General features: G+C 64.8%; 16 protein-coding genes. 10 read left to right on the forward strand and 6 right to left on the reverse strand.

Annotation, left to right across the window (positions count from 1 at the left end; translation table 11 throughout):
• Positions 1-273 precede the first annotated feature (273 nt).
• From KWG56_RS10870 to KWG56_RS10880, 3 genes are all read left to right on the forward strand, one after another.
• Complete coding sequence (locus KWG56_RS10870) at positions 274-426, forward strand: hypothetical protein (RefSeq protein WP_201100602.1); 153 nt, start codon at positions 274-276, stop codon at positions 424-426.
• Positions 427-518: 92 nt separating this feature from the next.
• Positions 519-755 carry a hypothetical protein gene (locus tag KWG56_RS10875; RefSeq protein WP_219354776.1) on the forward strand — a complete coding sequence of 79 codons (237 nt, stop codon included), beginning with the start codon at positions 519-521 and terminating at the stop codon, positions 753-755.
• On the forward strand, positions 752-1,543 hold the full coding sequence (locus KWG56_RS10880; RefSeq protein ID WP_280638416.1) for an MFS transporter: 792 nt from the start codon (positions 752-754) through the stop codon (positions 1,541-1,543). Before KWG56_RS10875 ends, KWG56_RS10880 begins: the two co-directional genes overlap by 4 nt.
• A 10-nt stretch (positions 1,544-1,553) precedes the next feature.
• Here KWG56_RS10880 and KWG56_RS10885 read toward each other — a convergent pair whose 3' ends face one another.
• On the reverse strand, positions 1,554-1,829 hold the full coding sequence (locus KWG56_RS10885) for a hypothetical protein (protein ID WP_219354777.1): 276 nt from the start codon (positions 1,827-1,829) through the stop codon (positions 1,554-1,556).
• Positions 1,830-1,843: 14 nt separating this feature from the next.
• Here KWG56_RS10885 and KWG56_RS10890 point away from each other — a divergent pair, with 14 nt between their 5' ends.
• The 7 genes from KWG56_RS10890 (at position 1,844) to KWG56_RS10915 (ending at position 9,710) form a co-directional block, all read left to right on the forward strand.
• A complete protein-coding gene (locus tag KWG56_RS10890; protein ID WP_219354778.1) occupies positions 1,844-2,284 on the forward strand; it encodes a metallophosphoesterase family protein in 441 nt (146 codons plus the stop codon).
• A 96-nt stretch (positions 2,285-2,380) separates the two neighbouring features.
• On the forward strand, positions 2,381-2,836 hold the full coding sequence (locus tag KWG56_RS18800) for a phosphatase PAP2 family protein (RefSeq protein ID WP_244999475.1): 456 nt from the start codon (positions 2,381-2,383) through the stop codon (positions 2,834-2,836).
• Entirely contained in the window at positions 2,755-3,150 is a 396-nt protein-coding gene (locus KWG56_RS18805) for an acid phosphatase (RefSeq protein WP_244999476.1), read from the forward strand. Before KWG56_RS18800 ends, KWG56_RS18805 begins: the two co-directional genes overlap by 82 nt.
• A gap of 87 nt (positions 3,151-3,237) precedes the next feature.
• A complete protein-coding gene (locus tag KWG56_RS10900) occupies positions 3,238-6,321 on the forward strand; it encodes a TonB-dependent receptor (protein WP_244999477.1) in 3,084 nt (1,027 codons plus the stop codon).
• Between the two features lie 193 nt (positions 6,322-6,514).
• Complete coding sequence (locus KWG56_RS10905; RefSeq protein WP_219354779.1) at positions 6,515-6,988, forward strand: TonB-dependent receptor; 474 nt, start codon at positions 6,515-6,517, stop codon at positions 6,986-6,988.
• Between the two features lie 154 nt (positions 6,989-7,142).
• Positions 7,143-8,819 (forward strand): FAD-binding dehydrogenase, encoded by a 1,677-nt coding sequence (locus KWG56_RS10910; protein WP_219354780.1) that lies wholly within the window; start codon positions 7,143-7,145, stop codon positions 8,817-8,819.
• Positions 8,820-8,840: 21 nt separating this feature from the next.
• Positions 8,841-9,710 (forward strand): bile acid:sodium symporter family protein, encoded by an 870-nt coding sequence (locus tag KWG56_RS10915; RefSeq protein ID WP_219354781.1) that lies wholly within the window; start codon positions 8,841-8,843, stop codon positions 9,708-9,710.
• 6 nt (positions 9,711-9,716) lie between these two features.
• Here KWG56_RS10915 and KWG56_RS10920 read toward each other — a convergent pair whose 3' ends face one another.
• From KWG56_RS10920 to KWG56_RS10940, 5 genes are read right to left on the reverse strand one after another with little or no spacing between them, the layout of a single operon-like run.
• Entirely contained in the window at positions 9,717-11,444 is a 1,728-nt protein-coding gene (locus KWG56_RS10920) for an AMP-binding protein (RefSeq protein WP_219354782.1), read from the reverse strand.
• The gene (locus tag KWG56_RS10925) at positions 11,441-12,727 is read right to left on the reverse strand and encodes an acetyl-CoA C-acetyltransferase (RefSeq protein ID WP_219354783.1); all 1,287 of its coding nucleotides are present in this window, start codon (positions 12,725-12,727) and stop codon (positions 11,441-11,443) included. Before KWG56_RS10925 ends, KWG56_RS10920 begins: the two co-directional genes overlap by 4 nt.
• Complete coding sequence (locus KWG56_RS10930) at positions 12,724-13,632, reverse strand: MaoC family dehydratase (protein ID WP_219354784.1); 909 nt, start codon at positions 13,630-13,632, stop codon at positions 12,724-12,726. Before KWG56_RS10930 ends, KWG56_RS10925 begins: the two co-directional genes overlap by 4 nt.
• A complete protein-coding gene (locus KWG56_RS10935; RefSeq protein WP_219354785.1) occupies positions 13,629-14,957 on the reverse strand; it encodes a 3-oxoacyl-ACP reductase in 1,329 nt (442 codons plus the stop codon). The genes KWG56_RS10930 and KWG56_RS10935 overlap by 4 nt, the downstream gene beginning before the upstream one ends.
• Positions 14,957-17,449: an acyl-CoA dehydrogenase gene (locus tag KWG56_RS10940; protein WP_219354786.1), complete on the reverse strand. Its 2,493-nt coding sequence runs from the start codon at positions 17,447-17,449 to the stop codon at positions 14,957-14,959. The genes KWG56_RS10935 and KWG56_RS10940 overlap by 1 nt, the downstream gene beginning before the upstream one ends.
• Between the last annotated feature and the right edge of the window lie 26 nt (positions 17,450-17,475).

Raw genomic sequence — 17,475 nt, forward strand, 5'->3', positions numbered from 1 at the left:
CGGCATCTATGGAGCGATCGCGCCCGATGCGCGTCATTTCGCCGCATAGAAGCGAAGAACGGCGAGATGTGGGCCTTGGCCGGCCCTCTGTTCGGAATGGGCCGTTTCCGACCGCGCACGCGCCTTCGCCGAAGGCGTCAGGATGAAATTTGAGTTTTGTGACAGTAGTGACTACCACCCGTTTCGAATTCACCGACGAGTTGTCTCGGACCGCGAGATCAGCGCCGATCATCGGATCGCGTCCCCCTTCAGACCCCTGCTTTCGGAGCGCGCGTGCTTATTTTGGCGATCGGTTTTGTCGTAGCGGCCAGCGCGGTTCTCGCCTTCCTGCTGCTTGACGACCGCCTGAAGATCTCCGCCCGCCGCCACCGCCGCAAGGAACGCGCCGCCAACCGCGCCCGCTCCAAAGCCGAGGGCCGGTTCTAGTCAGCTTTCGAGACGCTGGCCCCGTCTGCCGCAATAGCGGCGCGGCTGAAGACATAACGTATTTGGGCAGAGATGACCTACGAGCTGATACCATGCGGTCAGTCGTCGTCTGCTTTAGCCCGGAGTGCGCTGGCGATAGCTTCGGCGACTGCTTCAGCACTGGCTACCAACAAGGCTCGGGCGTCCGTCGCGGCGGCTCTGGTCGCCTCGGCAAGATCATCGCCGACCTGCTTCATCACGCCCGCCTCGCGTTCGTCAGTCCAATGATCTCGCAGGCGCCGCACGGCGGCAGGATCGTCGGATATGCGGCAACGACGACCGTAGCCTGAGGCGCTCAGCGACGGATGTCTCGGTCCTCGCTGACCAGTCCGCGCCGACCCAGCGCGGCCGGGCCATGCTGTTTCTCGGCATGGGCAATATGCTCGGCCCCGCGCTGGCCTTCGTGGTCGGGGGAGCGCTGTTCACCGCCTTCTCCGGCACGCTCGACCTTCCCGGCGTGACCCTGTCGGCGTGGTGCGAGACGTCGCTGGTCTTCGGCATCCTCAGCGCCTTCGCCATCTTCGGTCAGTTAACCATCCGCGAACCGGCGCGGCACGAAGTAGAGAGCGCAAACGCGGGTCTGGGCGCGATGCTCAAGGCGCTCGGCAAGCGCTGGAAACTCCTGTTGCTGCTGTTCGTCGGCCAGATCAGCGTGATCATGGCTGATGCCCCCGCCGGTTTCTGGGCCGTGCCGGTCATGCAGCGCGACCTGGGCCTAAGCGTCGGTGCGGCGAGCGGTTTGCTGGGTGGCATGTTGCTGGTCGCGGGCGTCCTCAGTCCCGTCATTAGCGGACGGGTCGCGGACAAGGGGCACAAGAGTTCGGTGCGGGGCGGCATCCTGATCGGCGCGGTGGTCGCCTCGGCCATCGGTGTCCCGGCCGCCATCTTCCCCATGATCAACTCGGTCCCGGCCTTCGCCGCCATCCTGTTCTTGCTGCTGGCGGCGGGATTTATCACCGGGCTGATCACCGCTACGGCCATCGCGGCGCTGGCGCCGAACGAGGAGCGCGGCGTCTGCCTCGGCGCCTTCATGATCCTGGGCGCCCTGATCGGACTTGGCGTATCCCCGTGCTTGTGACGCTCGGCAGTCAGGCTCTTGGCGTCGAGACCCCACTGGCTCCGGCGTTGGCCAGCGTCGGCGTGGTGACGGGTGCGATCTCCCTCATCGGCTTCCTGATAGCGATGCGGAATGCGCCGCAATCGGTCGTCATAGTCGATCCGGCCTGACGTATGCTTTGTGCGAAGTCGAGCCGTTCGATACAGCCCTGGCCGTCGATCCAGACCTTGAGCGCCAGAGGCTCAGGCTCGGCGCGCTTCTCGGCCCGGGCCGCGCCCAGATCGTTCAGCCGCAGGGTCTGGTCCATCCAGGGGCGCGCACATGCGCCTGGGCTGGCGACGGATGCGCTTCACCATCGCCGTGATCCCCGACACCCGGAACTACGTCGATTTCACCCATCAGCGCGCAGAGAGTTTCGCCTTCGACGCCCGCGACATGATGGTCGAGCAGATGCGCTACATCGCCGACAACGCCGTCTCACGCGGGGGCGAGATCGTCTTCGCCACGGGACTGGGCGACGTGTGGCAACATTCAACCATCGCCATTGATCCCGAACACGCCGCACGCGGCTTTTCCGCCCGCCCTCTGCCGGACGGCCCCCAATCTGGCATGAACCCCGACCGCTGGACGCGCGGCGTGCGCGAGGTCGAGCTTCCGGCCTCCATCGCCGTCTGCTGGACGGCGCCCTGCCCTTTTCAGTCGTGTCGAGCAATCACGACTATGACGCCCAGTGGTGGGAAGAATCCTGGCCGCGCGACCTGACGGCACTACCCTGTCCACCCTGAACACCTGGGTCGTCGAAGACGGCCGCCCCGGCGCCCAGCTCGCCTGAACCGACGCCCGAACGGAAACAACACCATGAATATCAAGACCGTTTGCGCGGTCGCCGTCCTGCTGACGGCGGCCGGTTGCGCCTCTGCGCCCGCCCGGACCACCAGCGTCCCGACCTTGTGGGAGGGGTTCCGCGACCACCCCCACGGCTATCTGGCCAAGGACGACGCGCCCGACGCCTCGGCCTTCCTGCCCCCGCCGCCAGAGGCCGGATCGCTGCGGCAACAGGATGATATCGCCATCTATCACGCCCCCCGCGCGCTGGAGGGTTCGGACCGTTGGCGTCAGGCCGCCTCCGACAACGAGATCGAGACCCCGTCGGCGCCCCGCATCTTCAGCGCGGCCCTGGGCCTCGATTTCGACCCCGATCGCATTCCGACCCTGGCCCGTTGCTGGGACGGATGCTGGGCGATCTGGAGACAATCCAGACCCCGGCCAAACAGGGCTATTTCCGCCCCCGCCCCTTCGTCGCCGAGCCGCTGAAGACCTGTATCGCGCCCGAGCCATGGCTAGGTCGCAGCGGCTCCTATCCGTCCGGCCATTCAGCGCTGGGCTGGGCCTGGGCGCTGGTGCTGGCCGAACTGGGCCCCGACCGCGCCGACGCCATACTGACGCGCGGCCTGGCCTATGGCGAAAGCCGCGTCATCTGCGGCGTCCACTACGCCAGCGACGTCGAAGCCGGCCGCCTGGTCGGCGCTGCCATCGTCGCCCGCCTGCAGGCCGACCCGGCGTTCAAGCGTGATCTGGAGACGGCGCGGCATGAGTTGAACGCAATGCGAAACAGACAACGCCGTTAAACACAGCTGCCGTCTCTCGCTCCAAAAAACGCAGGCGACGACGAGGACCCACAACAAACATTACAGTCAATATGTATTGACAGGGCAGTGAATAATGCCAAGGTGCCGACAACCGTCGGTGGCTCCGCCCTGCCGAACGGAAACATCAGGCGGAAGGAAACGCACATCATGCGCCGTGGGGAAATCGGCGCACATCGGGAGGACTTCATGGCTACAACGGCCCGTATTCGCGCGCGCCTCGCACTCTCCGCATCAGCGACAGCCCTCCTGATGACCAGCGCCCCAGCGCTGGCACAGACGCAAGCGCCATCGGCTACTATGGTGGACGACATCATCGTCACCGCGCAAAAGCGCGAACAGTCGGTTCAGGACGTGCCCATAGCCGTCACGGCCTTGTCGGCCGAGGCGCTTTCGATGCGTCAGATCGACGGCGGTTCGGAACTGCTGCGCGCCGTGCCGAACGTGACCTTCTCCAAATCCAATTTCAGCATGTACAACTTCTCGATCCGCGGGGTCGGGACCAAGGCTGTGTCTGCGTCAAGCGACCCGGCCGTCGCCGTCAGCTTCAACAACACGCCCCTTATCCGCAACCGTCTGTTCGAACAGGAATATCTGGATGTTAACCGCGTAGAAGTCCTGCGTGGGCCCCAGGGCACCCTGTATGGGCGCAACGCCACCGGCGGCGTGGTCAACATGTTTCCGAACCTGCCGACCTTCAAATCAGAAGGCTTCGTGACGGGCGAATTGGGCAACCATGACAGCCTGCGTGGTCAGGCCATGGCCAACATTCCGATCGGCGACACATTCGCCATCCGCGGCGCCTTCGGCTTCACCCAGCGCGACGGCTTCGACTATAACAGCTTCAACGACACCCGCGTGAATGATCGCGACCTCTACACGACGCGCTTGTCCGCGCGCTGGGAGCCGACAGAGCGCTTCCGCGCTAATTTCATCTGGGAGCATTTTGAAGAAGACGACAACCGTTCGCGCACCGGCAAACAGTTGTGCACCACCGATCCCGGCCCGACCAGGATCGGCTCCACCGACGTCCCGATGTCCTACACTCAGGCTCAGCTAAGTCAGGGCTGTCTGCCTGGTTCGCTTTATTCTGATGCCGCCTATGGCGCACCGAACGGCGCCTCATTCGGTCCGGTGCGGTTGCTGGGCACCGGTCCCAGCTTGGGCGTCGATTTGAACTGGAACCCCATAAACCTGATTCCGCTAGGTTTCGACCCTTACAAAGGCGTCGTTCAATCGCGAAATCTGAGAGAAATCTCCACCAGCTTCGACCCGGTGTTCCGAGCCAAAAACGACGTCTTCCAGGTCAATCTGGAGTTCGACCTCACCAACAACCTGACCCTGTACTCACAGACCGCCTACGCCAAGGATGATTATTACGCATCTCAAGACTACGCCCGCTACGTCTCCAATCCCACCTTCACTGACAGCAACTACGTTTACGACTTTTTCGGAGACCTCGTTCCATCAACCGCTACGCCCGGCGGCATTTATACAGACCCACAACTTGGCCCCTCAGACCGGATTCTGTCTGTGGACCTCAGTCAGTCTGACAACCGTCAATGGTATCAAGAGTTCCGCCTGCAATCAAAACTGAATGACGGCTTCAATTTCAGCCTCGGTGCCAATTATCTCGACTTTAAATCTCAAGATGATTACTACGTATTCAACAATCTGTTTTCATTGATTGCTGAATATTTTTACAACTTCAAATATCTTCCAAATGGCGGCCTCGGCACACATCCATGTGATGATCAAGAACCGGGGGAATGCGTCTATGTCGACCCCAACCCCCTGAACCAGATCAACGGGGAGGGACATAATTATTTCCGCAGCAAGAACGTCGTCCACACCCGCTCTTGGGCTGTGTTTGGCGAAACCTACTGGGATCTGCGCCCGAACCTGCGGCTGACAACAGGCCTGCGCTATACCGAAGATCGCAAGGACACCACGCCCTACCCAAGCCAGCTTCTGCTCGGAGCCAACCGGGACGGCACTTCCGCCCCAGCAACCGGCGGCTATGCCCGTCGGGGGTATTATGCGTTGCCCGACATCAAGCAGAAGTGGAGCGCGCTGACAGGCCGGATCGTTCTGGACTGGACCCCAGAACTGACGTTCACGGACGACACCCTGATCTACGCCTCGCTGTCGCGGGGATACAAGGGCGGGGGCACCAACCCCCCACGCATGGATCTGAACCCCAAGGTCGTTCAGTATCAGCCTCTATCTGGCACTTTCGACCCTGAATACGTCACAGCCTTCGAGATCGGCACCAAGAACACCTTAATGGAAGGAAAGTTGAGACTGAACGCCAACGCCTTCTATTATGACTATAAAGACTACCAGGTTTCTCAGATCGTCGACCGCATCTCGCTGAATGAGAATTTCGACGCCAAAATCTGGGGCCTGGAGCTTGAAACAGTCTTCAGACCGACACCCACTTTCCAGATCGACGCCAATCTGGGCTATCTGAACACGCGCCTCGCCGACGGATCCCGCTCGATCGATGTGATGAACAGAACCCAGGGCAACCCGGACTGGGTCACCCTGCGCCCCTGGATCCAAGTGCCCTCGAACTGCATCGCTCCGCGCGATCTGGCTGAGCAGGTTCTGAACAGCCCATTCGGACCGTCAATGGCCGTCTTCGCCCTCAGCGCCCTCTGCTCGGGATCTTCGCGGTTCGGCACCTTCAACCCGGAACTCAACTCAAGCCTGCCGTTCTGGCAATGGTACGGATTTGAGTACGACCCGTTAAAACAGGCCCCCAACGCCGGGCGCGGTTTCGATGCGGATCTCAGCGGCAATTCCCTGCCCAACTCACCAGAATGGACCGCCAACATCGGGGCCCAGTACACATGGTTCCTGGGCAACTGGGACCTGACGGTTCGGGGCGACTACTATCGTCAGGCGGACAGCTACTTCCGCATCTACAACACCGAATATGACCGCCTTAAGGGTTGGGACAACCTCAACCTGTCCGTCTCGCTCAGAGACGCCCAGCGCGGCCTGACATTGCAGGCCTATGTGAAGAATGTGTTCGATGATGCGCCCATCGTCGACGCCTTCACCAACTCTGACGACACCGGCCTGACCACCAATGTCTTCACCTTGGACCCACGCATCATCGCCGTACGTCTGACCAAGAGCTTCTAGGACCAGCTTCAGCATCCATCGCCTCCCCCAGCTGCAAATGCGGCTGGGGGAGAACGACCATTTACGTGTTTACCATATTGAATAATAAGGATTTTTGTAAGCTCTGCCAATTTTACCGTGCTGTAATAAGCGTCCGAAAACGAGGACAGTCCACGTTTCACAAAGGCCGACAGACTCGTTGCGACGAGGCTCCATGCAAATCTCAGTCAGTCATACTTGGCGAATTGAGGACACCATCATCATCCGCAATGACCTCCCTGCGCTGGATCAATTGGCTGGCGATGGCGGAGGGCTGCCACGTCATCAAATGAGCTTGCGGCTTGACGGGCGCTATAACCGCTGGGGCTTGAATGCAGCGGCGAACTGGCGAGGATCATCACGCATTCGCCGCGACCTCGGTCAGGACGGCCCCCAAGATCTTCAGCTTTCGGCACTGACGACGGTCAACATCAAAGTCAGCACTGTGGTCAATCGGTTCGACGCTCATCAAGGCAGCGCAGAGCGCCGCAGAAGCGACGGCCTCCGACTGGAACTCGAGATCGAGAATCTGCTCGATACACGGCCTCAGGCCAAACTGGGCGATGGTCGCCTCGCCCCCGGTTATGGTCGAAACGACCAGGATCCCTTGGGCAGGACCTTGCGCATCAGTCTCGCCCGCCGCTTCTAAACGAGGCAACGATCAGACTGATATATCGAGCCCTGCGACAACCAACCAGGCGCAACCACTTCATGCTTAATACTAACATAAATGTATATTGTTGCCATGCTTCACTATAGACTCAGGGCTGCGCACAACGAGAGCTAAGCAGAGGGAACCAAAAATGGACGCCGATGTCGTCATCGTGGGCGGGGGTTTGGCGGGTCTGGTGGCCGCCAATGAGCTTGTTCAGGCTGGAAAGCGCGTGGTGCTGGTGGATCAGGAGAACGTCGGCAATCTGGGCGGCCAGGCCTTCTGGTCGTTCGGCGGGCTGTTTTTGGTCAACTCGCCGGAACAGCGCCGGCTGGGCGTGCGCGACAGCTTCGAACTGGCGTGGCGCGACTGGCAGGGGAGCGCCGGTTGGGATCGGCTGGCAGGGCCGGACGCCGAGGATGAATGGGCCGCGCGATGGGGCCGGGCCTATGTGGAGTTCGCAGCGGGCGAGAAACGCAGTTGGCTGCGTCAGCATGGCGTGAAGCTGACGCCCATGGTCGGGTGGGCGGAACGGGGCGGCGGCAAGGCTTTCGGGCATGGCAATTCCGTGCCGCGCTTTCACGTCGCCTGGGGGACCGGCACCGGAGTCTCGGAACCGTTCGCCGAACGGGCCAAGGATGCTGCGAAACAGGGCCGGTTGAGATTTCACCACCGCCACCGCGTCGATCAGCTGCTGGTCGAGGCTGGCCGCGTCGTCGGTGTGACCGGAAGCGTGCTGGCGCCTGATGATGCGCCGCGCGGGGCGCCGACGAACCGCACGGTCGTCGGCGATTTCACCCTGAAGGCGCCCGCCGTCATCCTGGCGACAGGCGGCATCGGCGGCAATCATGATCTGGTGCGCAGGTACTGGCCGGAGCGGCTGGGCGCGCCGCCGCGTGAGATGATCACCGGGGTGCCCGCCTATGTCGACGGGCGGATGCTGGACATCGCAGCCGACGCCGGCGCCCGCCTCGTGAACCGGGATCGCATGTGGCACTATGTCGAGGGGGTGCGGAACTGGGCGCCGATCTGGCCCAAACACGCCATCCGCATTCTGCCGGGACCGTCGCCGCTGTGGTTCGATGCCCTGGGGCGGCGGCTGCCCTTCCCGGCCCTGCCCGGATACGACACCGTGGCGACGCTGAAATATCTGCGCACCACGCCCGATCTGACCGCACATGACCACTCCTGGTTCATCGTCACCGAGACGATGCTGGCCAAGGAGTTCGCCCTGTCGGGGTCGGAGCAGAACGCCGACATCACCAATCGCAATCTGCTGGGCGTGCTGCGCTCACGCCTGGGCAAGGGCGCGCCCAGAGAGGTCGCAGCCTTCCGCGACAAGGGCGCCGACTTCGTCGTCGCCGATGACCTGGAGACGTTGGTGGCGAAGATGAACGGCCTCACCGAGCAATCGCTGCTCGACCCGGCCCTGATCCGCCGCCAGATCGAGGATCGCGACGCCCAGATGGACAATCCCTACGCCAAGGACGTTCAGGTTCAGGGCATCCACAACAGCCGCCGCTACAAAGGCGACCGCTGGGCGCGCACCTCGGCGCCGCACAAGGTGCTGGATCCGCAGTCGGGACCGCTGATCGGCGTCAAGCTGCACGTGCTGACGCGAAAGTCGCTGGGCGGACTTCAGACGGACCTGTCCAGCCGCGTCTTGACGCCCCACGGCGATGTGCTCGAAGGTCTCTATGCCGCAGGCGAGGCCGCTGGTTTCGGCGGCGGCGGCCTGCATGGTTACAATGCACTGGAGGGCACCTTCCTGGGCGGATGCATCTTCTCGGGACGGGCGGCGGGACGGGCGCTGGCCGGCCGGAACTGACGACAACAGGGGGATAGATCTATGGGCTCGCCTTTGACCCTGATCGGGCTGCCGATCGCGCTGGGCATCATCATGTTCGGCCTGGGCTTAAGCCTGACGCCGTCCGACTTCGTGCGGGTGGGACGACAGCCCAAGGCGGCGGCGGTGGCGCTGGCGTGTCAGCTGCTTTTGCTGCCCGCCGTCTGTTTCGCACTGGTGCTGGTCTTCCAGCTGCCGCCGATTCTGGCGGTGGGCATGATGCTGCTGGCGGCGTCGCCGGGCGGGACCACGGCCAATCTGTACAGCCATCTGTTCCGCGGCGACGTGGCGCTGAACATCAGCCTGACGGCTATCAATTCGGTCATTGCGGTCGTGACCCTGCCCGTCATCGTCAATCTGGCCGTGGCCTATTTCCAGCCCGGCGACATGAAGGTGGGGCTGCAACTGACCAAGACCATCGAGGTCTTCATGATCGTGCTGGTTCCCGTGGCCTTGGGAATGCTGGTGCGCGGGCTGAAGCCCGGCTTCGCCAGCGCGATGGACAAGCCGGTGCGGATCGCATCGATCCTGATCCTGACGCTGGTGATCCTGGGTGCGGCGGCGTCCAGTCTGGATGTGCTGCTTGCCAACTTCCAGGCGCTGGCGGGGATCACCATCCTGTTCTGCCTGTTCAGTCTGGGCATCGGCTTCATCGTGCCGCGTCTGCTGAAGATCGAGCGCCCGCAGGCCATCGCCAGCGCCTTCGAGGTTGGACTGCACAACGCCACCCTGGCCATCGTCATCGCCCAGTCAGTGCTGCACAGCCCGGAGATGACCCTGCCCGGCGCGGTCTATGGGGTGTTGATGTTCCCGCTGGCGGCGGCGTTCGGCCTGCTGATCACCCGCAGGCGCACAGCGGCCGCAACCGTCTGATCGGCATCAGCCGCGCAGTTCGCGACGCAGCACCTTGCCCACCGCCGTCTTGGGCAGGGGTTCGCTGCGGAACTCCACGATGCGCGGCACCTTGTAGCCGGTCAGTTGCGCGCGGCAGTGGGCGATCAGCATCTCTTTCGTCAGGTCCGGCGAACGCGGCACGACGACAATCTTGATCCGCTCGCCCTGAGCTGCGTCCGGCACGCCGACGGCGGCGACCTCTTCGACCAGGGGATGGCTGGCCACCACATCCTCGATCTCGCCCGGATAGACGTTGAATCCGGACACCAGGATCATGTCCTTGATGCGGTCCACCAGACGCACCCGGCCATCCGCCTGCATCACCCCGACATCGCCGGTCGCCAGCCAGCCGTCGTCGGACAGAACCTTGGCCGTTTCATCAGGCCGTTTCCAGTAACCCAGCATGACCTGCGGGCCGCGCACGCACAGTTCGCCCTCTTCATCGACCCCGGCCCAGCTTGCGTCTTCGCGGCGCATCCGCACCTCGGTCGAGGGGACTGGCAGGCCGACTGTTCCGTCGAAGCCCATCCCTTCCGGATGCTCCAGATCGACGCGGCCGATGCAGACCACCGGCGAGGTCTCCGTCAGCCCATAGCCGTCGATCAGGGGCGCGCCTGTCACAGCCTGCCATTCCTCAGCCACCACCCTCTGGGTCGCCATGCCCCCGGCGATGGTCAGATTCAGATCAGAGAAGTCACGATCGCGGAACGCCTTGCTCTTCATCAGACTGACGAACAGGGTGTTCAACCCCGTCATGCCGACGAAACGCTCCTTGCGCAGGATCCATTCCACCCGTTTCGCATCGCGCGGATTGGCGATCAGGATGTTGCGGCCGCCCGCCCCGATGAACATCATCAGGTTCGCCGTCAGTGAGAAGATATGGTACAGCGGCAGCATGGTGACATTGCCCAGCGGCCTTGTCTGATCGATCTGATCCAGCAGCCACACCCGCCCCTGAATCGTATTGGCCAGGATGTTGCGATGGGTCAGCATCGCCCCCTTCGCCACGCCTGACGTGCCGCCCGTATATTGCAGGAAGGCGACGTCTTCGGGTCGCGTCTCGACGCCCTGCAGCCTCAACCGACGCGCACCGGCCATCACGCGCTTCCAGCGACGACTGCCCGGCAGACGATACGCAGGAACCAGATTCTGGACGTGGCGCATCATGGCGCTGACGGCGGCGCCTTTCAGCCCGCCCATCATGTCGCCCATGGCGGTGACGACGACGTGGCGCAGGTCGGTCCCCTCGCGCGCCTGCTCCACCGTGGCGGCGAACATGTCCATGACCACGATGGCGACCGCGCCGCTGTCCTTGAGCTGGTGGTTCAGTTCGCGCGGCGTGTAGAGCGGATTGACGTTGACCACCACCGCGCCCGCGAACAGCACCCCGAACAGGGCGGCTGGATACTGCAGGCAGTTTGGCATCATCAGCGCCACCCGTTCGCCCGGCTGCACCCCGGCCGACTGCAGCCAGGCGCCGAACGCCTTGGCCGCCGTCAGCATGTCGCCATAGGTCACGGCGGACCCCAGACTGACGAAGCCGGGACGGTCGGCGAACTTCAGCGCATCCGCCTCGAACATCTGCTGCACCGAGGTCCAGCGGGCCAGTTCATCGTCGATGAAGACCGGCACGCCCGCGCGGTAGGATTTCGTCCAGAAACGCTCGGCCCACAGCCGGTCCATGTCTGCTGCGAGGTCGGGCGCAGGGCTCATTTCTCGACCACCGCGACCACGCCCTGCCCGCCTGCCGCGCAGATGGAGATCAGACCCCGCCCGCCGCCGTTGCGGGCAATCATGGCGGCCAGATTGGCCAGGATACGCCCGCCCGTCGCCGCGAATGGATGCCCCGCCGCCAGGGAGCCGCCGTTGATGTTAAGTTTGGCGCGGTCGATCGCGCCCGGCGCTGCGCTCAGGCCCAGACGGGTGCGGGCGTAATCGTCGTCCTCCCACGCCTTGAGGGTGCACAGCACCTGAGCGGCGAAGGCCTCGTGGATTTCGTAGAAGTCGAAATCCTGGAGCTTCAGATCCAGCCGCGCCAACATGCGCGGAACCGCATAGGCCGGCGCCATCAGCAAGCCCTCATCTCCGCCGACGAAATCGACCGCCGCCGCCTCGCCCGTCCGCAGATAGGCCTGGATCGGCAGGCCCCGCGCCCTGGCCCAGTCTTCGCTGGCCAGAAGCACGGTCGAGGCGCCGTCCGTCAGCGGCGTGGAGTTGGCGGCTGTCAGCGTGCCGTTCTCGCGGTCGAACACGGACTTCATCGTCGCCAGCTTCGCTGGATCGATATCCGGCCGCAGGTTGTTGTCCCGCTTCAGCCCGCGATAGGGAATGACCATGTCGTCGAACAGACCGGCTTCCCAGGCGGCGGCGGCGTTGCGGTGGCTGGCCACGGCCAGGGCGTCCTGATCTTCACGCGCGATGTTCCAGCGCTTGGCCATCAATTCGCAGTGTTCGCCCATCGACAGGCCGGTGCGGGGTTCGGCGTTGCGCGGCGGTTCAGGTTTGAACGGGGCTGTCAGGCCTGCGCCCAACAGCGCCTTGATCCGACCGCCGGTCGTCTTCTCCCGGTTGGCGGCCAGCAAGGCCTTGCGGAACTTCTCGTTCAGGCCGATGGGCGCATCCGATGTCGTGTCCACCCCGCCCGCGATCCCGACCTCGATCTGGCCCAGCGCGATCTTGTTGGCGACCAGGATGGCGGCCTCCAGCCCCGTGCCGCAGGCCTGAGACACATCATAGGCCGGGGTGTCCGCGCCGATGGTCGTGCCCAGCACGCTTTCGCGGGTCAGGGCGATGTCGCGCGACAGCTTCAGCACCGCCCCCGCCGCCACCTCGCCCAGGCGCTGGCCGTGCAGGTCGAAACGCTCCGCCAGCCCCTGCAGGGCGGCGGTCAGCATGTCCTGATTGGACGCCTCGGCATAGGCGGTGTTGGACCGGGCGAAGGGAATGCGGACGCCGCCGATGATGGCCACGCGGCGCGGTGCGGACACGGTCGTCATGATGAAGGGCCCTCTGGCGGCTGTGATGACAGGCTGGGTGACAGGTTCAGCCGCCCACGCAGATGGGTGCGCGTCCCGCCCATGTCCCGCACTTCAAAAAGATTGTTGGTTCTGACCGGCGGCGCGGCCTGAAGAACGATCGTGTCGCCCAGAAACACGGGCGACCGGAAAACGGCTTCGACCTCCGCCGTCTCCAGCGGCGCCTGGGGCGTCAGGGCGGCGATGGCGCGGGCCTTGGTCCACATGCCGTGGGCGATGGGACGTCGAAATCCGAACAGCCGCGCGCCGAGGCCTGAAGTATGGATCGGATTGGCGTCGCCGGACACCGCCGCATAGCGCCGCCCCAGATCGGGCGCCGGGCTCCAGGTCTCCAGCACCGATGCGCCGGACGGTGCGTCCAGCTCCGGAACCGTCGCGCCCCGTCCCTTCGGCCCGAGTTTCAGATAGATGCTCTGGCCTTCCCACACCGTCTGGCCGTCTCGTGTCGCTTCGGTCGTCAACGCGAAGGCCTGACCCTTGTCGTGCGCCAGCAAGGAGCCGACGCGCGTGGTCAGGTTCAGACGCTGACCGGCCTCAATCCGCGCCGTCTGTCGGATGCGATTATGGACGTGCACCAGCCCCACCGCCGGATAGGGGAAGTCCGCCCCCAGCATGATCCGCATCTGCAGCGGAAAGGACAGGATATGCGGCCAGGTGATCGGCACGCCCTGCTCGGGCGAGAAGCCACACAGCCGGGCGTAGGCCTCTATGGCCTGGGCCTCCAGAACCGCCTCACGCCGCAGCGTTCGTCGCGGCAGGACCGGCTGCGCAGGCGTCTTGCGCAGCAGGCCGCGCACCGCGCCGCCGACCACCGCCAGACTGGACAGAGGCGCGTCGAACCGTTCGACCACGTCGTCCCCGATCATGCGCCCAGCAGGCTCTGGCCGCAGACGCGCACCACCTGCCCATTGACGCCGCCCGACTGCGGTTCGGCCAGCCAGGCGATGGTCTCGGCGACGTCCACGGGCTGACCGCCCTGGCCCATGCTGTTCATCCGCCGCCCGGCCTCGCGGATGGCGAAGGGAATGGCGGCGGTCATCTGAGTTTCGATAAAGCCCGGCGCCACCGCATTGATGGTGATCCCCTGCGCCGCCAGTTGCGGGGCCAGGCGACGAACCGCGCCGATCCAGCCCGCCTTGGACAGGGCGTAGTTGGTCTGTCCCGCATTTCCGGCGATCCCGCTGAGCGACGACACAGCGACGACCCGACCGTTCGCACGCAGACCCCCGCTCGCGACCAGGACCTGGGTAATCGTCAGGGGCGCCGTCAGATTGACCGCCATGACGCTGTCCCACTCGCGCGGCTCCATCCGGGCCAGCGTCCGGTCGCGCGTGACGCCCGCATTATGGACCACCACATCATAGCCGCCCCGCGACTTCGCATCCGCCAACAGGGTTTCAGCGGCGTCCGGCGCCGTGATGTCCAACAACAGGGGTTCGACCCCGATCTCCGCCGCCAGATAAGTCAGGCGCACCTGCGCTCCCGGCAGGTCCAGCGCCGTGACCTGGGCTCCCTCTGCGGCGAACAGGCGGATGATGGCCTCGCCTATGCCCTGCGACGCGCCGGTGACCAGCACGCGCTGCCCGACATGGCCCAGAGCCTCAGGCGCAGCCGCAACGGGCGCAGACACGCGGATCGGCTGGCCCGTGACATAGGCTGAACGCGGCGACAGCAGGAAGGCCAGAGTGGTTTGCGCCGCATCCTCGGCGCCCGCATCGACATAGCCCATATGCACGCCGATGCTGCGCCGCGCCTCCTTGGCCAGTGAGCGGACGAAACCCTCCAGCCCCCGCTGGATCGCCTCGCCCTCGGCGTCGGCCATGGCGTCCGGCGGGGTTCCGATGACGACGATGCGGCCATGCTCAACCACCGAACGCACCGCCTGATGGAAGAAGCGATACAGGGGCTGAACGGATGCAGCGTCGCGGCAGGCGGAGGCGTCGAACACCAGACCCCCGTAACGCACATCCGGCGACCAATCGGCATGGACCACTTGCGCGTTGGCGGCGGCAAGACGAGCCAGAACAGCCGCCATCCGCCCCTCTCCATAGCCGCCCAACAGCAGCGGCCCGACGACGCCCCCCCCTGCATCCGCCCGCCGTTGCAATGGCGCGGGGCGCGGCAGACCCAGGCTTCCGGTCAGCCAGCCGCCAATGCCGGAGTTGGCGAAATCCAGATAACGATCGCTCATCAGGCCGCCTTCTTCTTCGTCTTGACCGGGGCCAGGGCCGCCTCACGGCGCGCCAAACCAGCCGCCATGTCGAAGTCAGCCGGGAAGTCGTCGACCTGGATCGCCTGATCGGCATAGGCGGCGAAACGACCGATCAGATCGCGTTCCTGCGCGTCAATCAGGCCCCTGCTCTCAGCCTCTGCGGCCCAGTCGGCCAGCAGGGTCAGGTTCTGGGGCGCGCGAGCGATCCGGCCGCTGCGGATGGCGTCTTTCAGCCGCCGCTCGACCGCCTCGACCTTAGGATAGAGATCAAAGGCGGCCATGGTCGCGGCGATGGGATCAACCTCGACACGCGCCGTCCATGACCCGGCGACCAGACGGTCACGCGCCGAGCCGTGGACCTGGATCAAGCCTGCAACAGCGGCGGCGCAGCGATCATTCGGTTCCGGCGTGTTCAGACCGAACGGCGTCCCGACGAGTTTCAGGAACAGGGCCGCGCCCCGGCTGGGATGATTGGCCAGCAGACTACGCCATGCTGCACCCGCCCGCGCCAGCGCATCCTGCGCCGCCCAGTGAACAAAGGGCAGGTCCTCTGCGGGACGGCCCTCATCCTCGAACCGCTTCAACACGCTGGTCAGGATGAACAGCTGGGACAGGATGTCGCCCAGCCGCCCGGTCAGCGCGCCCTTGCGCTTCAGCGCCCCGCCGACGGTCGCCATCGACAGGTCCGACGCCAGCGCCAGCAAGGTCGATAGGCGGGTCGTCGCCCGATAATAGCGTCGCAACTGCGGCGCCGCTCCGTGCGGCGCACCGATGAAGGCGCCGCCCGTCAGGCCGAAGGTCAAAGCCCGCGCAATGTTGCGGAACAGGAAGCCGACATAGCCGAACAGGGCCGCATCAAACGGCTTGAGCTCACCCGCGCTTGCCGTCCGCATCAGGGTCAGGACATAGGGGTGGCAGCGGATCGCCCCCTGACCATAGATGATCAGGGTGCGGGTCATGATGTTGGCGCCCTCGACCGTGATCGCGACCGGAATCTGCTGATAGGCGCGGGCCAGGAAATTGCCGGGGCCCATGCAGACGCCCTTACCGCCGATCACGTCCATGCCGTCGTTGATGACGGTGCGGGCGCGTTCGGTGACATGGTATTTGGCGATGGCCGAGACGACCGAGGGTTTTTCACCCTGATCCAGCGCCGCCGCCGCCAGACGCCGCACGGCGTCGGTCGCGTACAGATGCCCCGCCATACGGGCGAGCGCTTCCTGAACCCCTTCGAAGGCGCCGATCGGCTGGTTGAACTGGCGGCGGATGGCGACATAGGCCCCGACCATGCCGACGGCCAGCTTGGACATGCCGACATTGGATGACGGCAGCGAAATCGCCCGCCCCGCCGCCAGACATTCCATCAACATCCGCCAGCCCGCGCCGACCTGTTCGCGTCCGCCGATCACCATCTCCATCGGCACAAAGACATCATCGCCGCTGGTCGGGCCGTTCTGGAAGACGGCGTTCAGGGGCCAGTGGCGCCGCCCGATGTTCACGCCCGGATGATCACGTGGGATCAGCACGCAGGTGATGCCCGGTTCAGTCTCGCCGCCCAGCAGACCGTCCGGGTCGATGGCGCGGAAGGCCAGACCCAGCACGGTCGCGACCGGCGCCAGGGTGATGTAGCGCTTGCGCCAGCTGATGCGGAAACCCAGCGTCTCTTCGCCGTTCCACATCCCCTTGCAGACCACGCCCGTGTCGGTGATCGAGGCGGCGTCTGACCCGGCATAGGGATTGGTCAGGGCGAAACAGGGAATCTCCTGCCCTCGCGCCAGACGCGGCAGATAATGGTTCTTCTGATCCTCTGTGCCGTAGTGCAGCAGCAGTTCCGCCGGCCCCAGAGAGTTCGGCACCATCACCGACACCGCCGCCGCAGAACACCGGGTCGACAGCTTCTGGATCACCTGACTGTGGGCGTAGGCCGAAAAGCCCAGGCCGCCATAGGCCTTAGGCACGATCATGCCCAGGAAGCCCTTGTCCTTGGCGTAGGCCCAGGCCTCGGGCGACAGGTCCTGCCAAACCGATGTCGTCTCCCAGTCGTTGACCAGATCGCAAAGGTGCTCAGTCTCGACGTCCAGGAACCGCTGCTCCTCGGCCGTCAGGCTGGGCGCGGGCGTGGACAGCAGCCGCCGCCAATCGGGCTTGCCGGCGAACAGTTCAGCATCCCACCAGACGTTGCCCGCCTCGACCGCCGCCTGTTCTGTGGCGCTCATGCGCGGCATGATCTGACGGAATCCCGCCATGGCCGGACGGGACAGAATGGCCCGCCGCAGCGGCCTGAACGTCAGCAGCAACAGGACCGGCGCGACGACGGCCGCCAAGACGCCCGCCGTCAGCGGCGAGACGATCTCCAAACCCCAGCCCGCCAAAACCCAGGCCGCGACGCCCAGCGCCCACCACGCCATCCGCGCCTGGTGAAACGTCAGGATGAAGCCGACGCCCAACGCGGCGCAAATCCAGATCAGCATAGTCCGCCCCCAACACCGCCGACCCC

The organism is Brevundimonas nasdae (assembly GCF_019395145.1).
GTDB classification, from domain to species: domain Bacteria; phylum Pseudomonadota; class Alphaproteobacteria; order Caulobacterales; family Caulobacteraceae; genus Brevundimonas; species Brevundimonas nasdae.